The 7,178-nt window shown below is 64.2% G+C and carries 6 protein-coding genes and 1 pseudogene; 2 read left to right on the top strand and 5 right to left on the bottom strand.

The annotated features are described in order from the left end of the window. Positions 1-127, top strand: a pseudogene (locus tag GR138_RS29680) (electron transfer flavoprotein subunit alpha/FixB family protein); the annotation flags it as partial. Between the two features lie 90 nt (positions 128-217). Here the strand turns inward: GR138_RS29680 and lhgO are convergent. From lhgO to GR138_RS29655, 5 genes are read right to left on the bottom strand one after another with little or no spacing between them, the layout of a single operon-like run. Beyond that, positions 218-1,438 (bottom strand): L-2-hydroxyglutarate oxidase, encoded by a 1,221-nt coding sequence (gene lhgO / locus GR138_RS29675; RefSeq protein WP_160862871.1) that lies wholly within the window; start codon positions 1,436-1,438, stop codon positions 218-220. Between the two features lie 50 nt (positions 1,439-1,488). After that, the gene (locus tag GR138_RS29670) at positions 1,489-2,406 is read right to left on the bottom strand and encodes a polysaccharide deacetylase family protein (RefSeq protein WP_160862870.1); all 918 of its coding nucleotides are present in this window, start codon (positions 2,404-2,406) and stop codon (positions 1,489-1,491) included. Positions 2,407-2,466: 60 nt separating this feature from the next. Then, positions 2,467-3,567, bottom strand: coding sequence for a substrate-binding domain-containing protein (locus GR138_RS29665; RefSeq protein WP_160862869.1), 1,101 nt, complete (start codon positions 3,565-3,567; stop codon positions 2,467-2,469). A gap of 26 nt (positions 3,568-3,593) precedes the next feature. Then, positions 3,594-4,640 (bottom strand): ABC transporter permease, encoded by a 1,047-nt coding sequence (locus GR138_RS29660; RefSeq protein WP_160862868.1) that lies wholly within the window; start codon positions 4,638-4,640, stop codon positions 3,594-3,596. Then, positions 4,640-6,172, bottom strand: coding sequence for a sugar ABC transporter ATP-binding protein (locus GR138_RS29655; protein ID WP_160862867.1), 1,533 nt, complete (start codon positions 6,170-6,172; stop codon positions 4,640-4,642). The genes GR138_RS29660 and GR138_RS29655 overlap by 1 nt, the downstream gene beginning before the upstream one ends. Positions 6,173-6,315: 143 nt before the next feature. Between GR138_RS29655 and GR138_RS29650 the strand changes: the two genes are divergently transcribed. Then, positions 6,316-7,128 (top strand): helix-turn-helix transcriptional regulator, encoded by an 813-nt coding sequence (locus GR138_RS29650; RefSeq protein WP_160862866.1) that lies wholly within the window; start codon positions 6,316-6,318, stop codon positions 7,126-7,128. The last annotated feature ends 50 nt before the right edge of the window (positions 7,129-7,178 follow it).

The following is a 7,178-nucleotide window of genomic DNA, read 5'->3' as shown; positions in this document are numbered from 1 at the left end:
GATGAAGGACAGCAAGGTCATCGTGGCGATCAACAAGGACGAGGAGGCACCGATCTTCCAGGTCGCCGACTACGGCCTCGTCGCCGATCTCTTCGAGGCCCTGCCAGAGTTGCAGAAGGCGCTCTGAGCCGAAAGACGTTGGTCGAGGAGTTCCGCGAGCCTCGTTTACGGTTATGAAGCGCTGACGTCAGCCCGACCCAGCACAAAACCGTCGTACCTATGCAAAGCCGTGCGCAGGTCTCAGGCCAAAAGTTTTGACGGCGTGATTGGTAATGTGCTCGGCAATAGGGATAGCAGAAGTCGCAGCGGGCGACGGCGCGTTGCAGATGTGGATCGTTCGGGGCGAGCTTCGGATCAGGAAATCGTGGACAAGAGCACCATCCCGCATCACGGCCTGGGCGCGGATGCCCGGCGGATGGGGCAGAAGATCCTCGATTTCGAGCGAGGGGCAATAACGCTGGCAGGCTTTCAGGTAACGGCGCCGGAAGGCTGAATTCGCGGCCTCCGTCAGGCCGGAGGCAAGGTTGGCCCTGAGTGTGCGCCAGAAGCCGGGAAAACGCGCCATCTCGCCGAGATCGCCGAAGTCGATGGCGAGCTTGCCGTAACCTTCGCGCGCCAGCGAGAGCACGGCATTGGGGCCGACGGTGACATAGCCGCCGATCATGCGCGTGAGGTGGATGCCGAGGAAGGGCAGGGCCGGATCCGGCACCGGATAGATGAGATGGCGAACGACCTGGTCATGGCGCGGCGCAAGGCGGAAATATTCGCCCTTGAAGGGCACGATGGCAAAGTCGCCGCCGAGCCCGCACAGGGCGGCGAGGCGGTCCGCCATGAGGCCGGCGCAGACGACGAGGTGGCGCGTTACGCGGGTGCTGCCATCAACAAGGGTGAGGCGCACATCATTTGCTCGCTCCTCGATCTGTTTCACTTCAGCGCCACGGGTCACCTGACCACCGAGATCACCGACGAGTGCTGCCATGCGGCGCACGATGCCGCTATAATCCGCAATGCCGGTCGTGGGGCTGAGCAGTGCACCGAGCCCCACGATATTGGGCTCGATCTCGCGCAATTCCGCCGCACTCACCCGCCGGACATCAAGACCGTTTGCCGTCGCCCGCGTTTCTAGCGCGGCGAGGCGTTCCATCTCGACGGGTGACGTGGCGACCAGCAGCTTTCCCGGCTGTTCATGCGCAATGCTGTGTTCGGCGGAAAAGCGGAGCGTGGCGGCAAGCCCGCGGCGGCAGAATTCCGCCTTCAGGCTGCCCGGCGCATAGTAGATGCCGGCATGGATGACGCCGCTGTTGCGGCCTGTCTGATGCAGGGCGAGGTCTGCTTCCTTTTCCAGCACTTCCAGCGAAAGTCCGGGAAAGTGGCGCAGCAGTTCATAGGCCGTCGCGATGCCGATGATGCCGCCGCCGATGATGGTGATGTCGGTCAAGTATGCCTCCCTGTGGCGGACGGCGTCGCCGCCGCCCGCATGCCCACCCTTCAGGCGATTGGTCGAATCTTCTGTTCGCCGTGACGGCGCTCCCAGTCCGCCCACTCGTCATGCGCATTGAGATCACGCAAAATCGACGGCTGGGTCAAGGCGAAGTCCGCGATGGTGTCCTTGCGCAGGCACACGACGCCTTTGTGCTTCAGGGCGTAGTCGAGGAAACGGTCGAGCGAGCGGACGCGGAAGGGCCGTCCCTGCACGCGGTCATGGGTGGAGATCGACATCATGCGCCGGCGGGTCGCCGCCTCCTCGTAAAGCACGTCGAACTCGTCCTTGAGCTGTCGTTCGTACTCCGTGTTGGTGAATTTGTAGCCCTCGAACTGCACGATGTCGTTCAAGGTGAGCGAATAGGGCACGACGGCAAAATCCTTGTCACGCACCGGAATGAGGAAGGGCTCGTCGCGGCTGACATCGTCGATATGGTAGCGGAAACCTTCATCCTGCAGGATTTTCAGCGTGTTGACGGTGCCGCGCATCGCCGCGCCGTTGTAGCCGACAGGGGCGACTCCGGTGGCGCGCCTGATCGAATCCACATTGTCGCGGATGAATTTTCGCTCGTCCGGTTCCTGCAGATCGACCTGGAGGATCCAGTCGCGCCCGTGGGCGGCGGCTTCATGGCCGCGTTCGACGATCTCGCGGGCGACGGCCGGGCTGCGGTCCACGGCGGAACCGACCATATGCGACGTCACCTTGATGGCGTGTTTGTCCCAGAGGTCGAGCATGCGCTGGATACCTTCGACATAGCCGTAGCGATACCAGCTCTTCGTCGGGAAGTCGGGATAGGCGGGGTCCATGTCGATGAAGCCGGAAAACGGGCCGCCCGGCCCATAGGGCGCCTCGCCGCCAGCCTCGAACTGCATGGAAATGGAAATTACCAGCCGAATATCATCCGGCCAAAAAGAATTGCTCATCTTGGTCTCCATTGGCGAAGGAGGCGGGCGCGACTAGCCGAAACGCCCGCCGAAAAAACTTCAGTCGACGCCCCAGATCTTCTTGTAGGCGTCGCGGTAGCCGTTGTTCGGGTCGAAGGCGAAGCGATCGCCGCCGTCTTCCTTGACGTTCTGCGGCAGGAAGAGGTGCACCGGCACGACGTAGCCGGAATCCTTCTCGCCGGCGAAGGCGCGGTTCAGCTCGTCGATCGCCTGCCAGCCGTGCAGCGACAGCGGTTCGGCCACGGTGCCGGTCTGGTAGTAGTTCTGCTGGATGCGCTGGAAGGCGGCTTCCGAGCCGTCGCCGGCCGAGACATTGCGCGGAAAACCATCCGCCGCCTTGCCGGCGGACTGGAGTGCCGAGGCCATGAAGTCGATGGGCAGGTCGTTGATCGTCAACGAATAGGTCCATTCGTCGCCGTAACGCTGCAGCAGGGCATTGGTGAGCGGCGGCATGCGCGTCGAGGCCTCCGCGAGCGGCGTGTCCTCGATCGTCAGCAGCTTGCACGTCGCGCAGGCGCGGATCACCGCGGCCATGGCGTCGGACTTGGCGATGGCGATGTCGTAGACGCTGTCGGTGAAGATCACGACATTGGCCTTGCCGTCGCTGTCGGCAACGACGAAAGAGGCCGCCGCCTTGGAAATCTCCAGCGGGTCGGTGGTGATGTTGGTGACGATCGCATGTTTGTCGGAGGGGCCGGTGGTCGCGGTGGCATGCCAGCCGACGAGCTTGATACCGGCGCCGGCCGCCTGCTTGATCGCTTCGGCCTGCTCGTTGGCATCGACAGAGCCGAGCACGATACCATCAGGCGAAAGGGCGATCGCCTGTTGCAGCGCCGCGGAGCGGCCGGAAACCGTGCCCTGCCCGTCGATCACCCGAACGGTCCAGCCGATGGCTGCTGCGGCTTCCTCAATACCTTTGGAGACGCCGAGCACGCCGCCATTGCGCATATCGGCTGCCACATAGACGATCGATTTGCCCTGCTGCGCGACCGGTCCCGTCGTCGGGCCTGTCCAGGCCGGGTTGGGCTTGGTGATTTCGGCGACATAGGCCTTGGCGTCGGCCACGGCATCGGCGCGTGCTGTTGTGGCCGCAAGGGCCACCAGCAGCGTCAGCGCTGTCGTTTGAAGCAGTCTCTTCATGTCTTCTCTCCTCCTTGAAGACGGTTTCAGGATTTTGGCACAGGGCGGCGGGCGTGGCGCACGGAACCGCGCCGGCGCTGGGCGTAGCCGGCGATGCCGATCGCCACGAGCAGGGTCGCGCCGTTGAACAGCGGTTCGACATAGAAAGCGCCGCCCATCTGCTGGATGCCCGATATGCCGACGGCGAGAATGATGACGCCGATGATCGTGCCCCAGACATTGACGCGGCCGGGCTTAATGGTGGTCGAGCCCAGGAATGCGCCGACGAGGGCCGGCAGCAGAAATTCGAGGCCGACGCTCGCTTGGCCGATGCGCAGCTTTGCGGCAAGCACGACGCCGGCAAAGGCACCGATGAGGCCCGAGGCAACGAAGGCGCCGATGACAAAGCGGCGGGTACGGATGCCGTTCAGTTCCGCCGCGCGGGAACTGGCGCCGATGGCATAGAGATAACGGCCGATCGGCAGGTAGTCGGATACGAGCCACAGCGCCACCGCAATGGCGAGCACGTAAAAGGCGGCGATCGGCAGGCCGAAAAGCTGGGTTGTGTAGAGCGCGGTGAAGGCCGGCGGCAGCAGGCCGATGACCTGGCGCCCTTCGGTATGCCAAAGGGCTGCGGCATAGATGAGTGTGCCGGTGCCGAGCGTGGCAATGAAACTGTCGATCTGCGCCACCTCGACGAGCAGCCCGTTGATGAGACCAAGCAGGCATCCGCCGGCAAGCACGACCAGCACGGCGACCGACCCGTGCAGGCCGTAGACGGTCTGCAGGCTGATGGCGAGCACATGCCAGATGACGATGCCGTAGCCGACGGTAAGATCGATGCGGCCGGTCATCATGGGGATCATCGCCGCGAGCGAAAGCAGGGCGATCACCGCTTTCTCGCCGAGCACGGCCCGCAGGTTCAGCAGGGTCGGAAAGGTATCCGGCAGGATCAGCGAGAAGAACAGGATGAGTGCGAGCGTCAGGAGCGGCAGCCCGTAGACCGGTAAAAGCCGCAGGAGACGGGCGGTGCCGGCGAGGCCGGCAAGCTCCGAGCGTGTCGGCTCGAGCGCATTTGAACGTAGGGATTCCATCAGGCCTCCTCCTGCCTTGATAGCGGTTCCAGGGATGCGGTGTTGAGCAGGCTCTCGACCGAGAGGTCGGTGCCCGAGAGTTCGGCGGCGACGCGCCCGTCGCGGAAGACCAACGCACGGTGGCTGATACCTGCGACCTCCTCGAAATCCGTCGAGATGAGCAGCACGGCGAGGCCTTTGGCGAGCGCCTGCGCAAGCAGTACATAGATATCCGCCTTCGAGCCGACATCGACGCCGGCGGTCGGATCTTCGAGGACCAGCACCTCCGCGCCGATCTGCATCCAGCGTGCCATGACGACCTTCTGCTGGTTGCCGCCCGACAGCGTCTCGATTGCGGCCGCGGGATCGTTGGGCCGGATGTCGAAGGTTTGGCCGATCGCGGCGGTCGCTTTCGCCTCCGTGTCCGGATGGGCGAAATCAGACAGCCGCCGCCCGGTGAGCGCCGGATTGAGAAAGAGGTTTTCCTGCACGGACAGGCCGCGGGCGACCGATTCCGCGTTGCGGTCGCCTGCCACCATGGCGATGCCGGCACGAATGGAATCCTGCGGGTGCCGGCTTGTGAGCACTCGGCCACCGCCAAGCACGGCGCGGCCCGAAGAGATGGGACAACGGCCGAACAGTGCTTGGCCGACGGCATCCTGACCGGCACCGCGAAGCCCGACGAGACCCAGCACTTCGCCGCGCCTGAGTGTGAGGGATACGGGTCCCACATCGGCGGCGACAAGGTTTTCCAGCGCAAGGGCAACGGGCGCGTCGACCGACACCGGCGGGCGGACGAATACGTCCTTCATCTTCCCGCCGATGATCAACTCGATCAGGCGGGTGCCGTCAAGCCGGCCGATCGGCTCATTGGCGACACGGTAGCCGTCGCGCAGAACGACGACGCGGTCGGCGATCGCAAACACCTCGTCGAGTCGGTGCGAGACATAGATGATCGCCACGCCGCGGCCGCGCAACCGCATCAGCACCGCATGCAGCATTTCCACGTCCGACTGGGGAAGGCTTGCCGTCGGCTCGTCGAGCACCAGCAGTTGCGCGTCCCGTGCCAGCGCCCTGGCGATGGCGACGAGGGATTTTTCCGTGCGTGTCAGATCCTGGACGCGGGCGTCCGGATCGATTGCGTCGGATACGAGCGCCAAGGCGTCGGCGGCGCGGCGCCGGGCGGCGCGCCAGTCGATGAAGCCGAGCCGGCGCGGGTAACGGCCGTGCATCAGGCACATGTTCTCCGCAACCGTCATCCATTCGATCAAACCGAGATCCTGATGGATGAAGGCAATGCCGGGATGGCCGTCGCGTGGATCGAAGCGGGCGCCACGGAAGCGGAACTCGCCTGCATCGGCTGCATAGACGCCGGCAAGCATCTTGATCAGCGTCGATTTGCCCGCGCCATTCTCGCCGAGCAAGGCCAGGATCTCGCCGGTCCGCACGACAAAGCCGACATTGCTGACGGCCTGCGTGCCGCCAAAGCGCTTGCTCAGCCCTTCGAGCGACAACACGGCGTCTTCCGCCGCCCACGCGTCGATCAGTGTCATGACGATGATCCTCCCGGACGTCGTTACGGCGTTTGTCCGCTTTTCGACGTTATGAGGGTAAATTGCCGAAATCGGACTTGTCCTGCATTCGATAATCGGCCATTTTTCCCCTGAAATCGGCCAATCGAATGGGGAGGCGCGGGATGGCAGACAAGACCGGTGCAGAACGATATTTCGACGTGACCGCCGACATGGTCAGCCACGCGCGTGCCTTCGGTACCGGGCGTTTCGATTTTGCGAGCGAAGGCGAGGCGGGCGGCCAGCTCGTGCGCTGCACGGCGGGCGAACTCGAGCTTTTCGGTCATGCCGGCGAGTGGGTCATTCCCGTCGATCACATGGTCTATATTCCACCGGCACGCCCGTTCCGTCTGCGGGCGAGAATTCCGTCGGCCGGCATCGTCGCGAAATTCTGCGCGGACGAAGTCGCCTGGCAACACCAGGGCTGCTGGGTTGGCGCGGTGAGCGATTTCGCCGGCGGCATGACGGATTATGCGCTGCGCTGGAACGCCGAGACGGCGGAGCGGGACAGGAAGGCGCGTTGCTTCTTCGTGACGCTTGGCGAGATGCTGCCGGAATGGTTCCGGCACGACCGCATCCTTTGGACGCCCTATGCCGAAAACTCCTCAATCCAGAAGGTGATCGACTTTGCCAGCCGGCGCGGGCCCGGGGTCACCCTGCCGGAGGTCGCCGAACATGCCGGCATGTCGGAACGCACCCTGCGGCGCCATCTTCAATCGGAGCTAGGCCAGAGCTGGCGGGAATTCATCCGCGAGATGCGCATGAACCGGGCGATGGAACTCCTGCGCAAGGAGGGCCGCTCGATCACCGAGACCGCCTTCGAGGTTGGTTTTTCCTCGAGTTCCGCCTTTTCAAGCGCCTTTTTCGGCTATGTCGGAAAGACACCATCGGTCTATGCGAAGGCCTACAGCCGTCACCAACGCGCCAGGCCCGCCTGACGGCAAGGTTGCGGCAAGGGGACGGCACGCCGCCGTTGCCGACTGGCGTG

This window comes from Shinella kummerowiae (assembly GCF_009827055.1).
GTDB classification, from domain to species: Bacteria; Pseudomonadota; Alphaproteobacteria; order Rhizobiales; family Rhizobiaceae; genus Shinella; species Shinella kummerowiae.
This window is presented reverse-complemented; position numbering and strand designations above follow the sequence as displayed.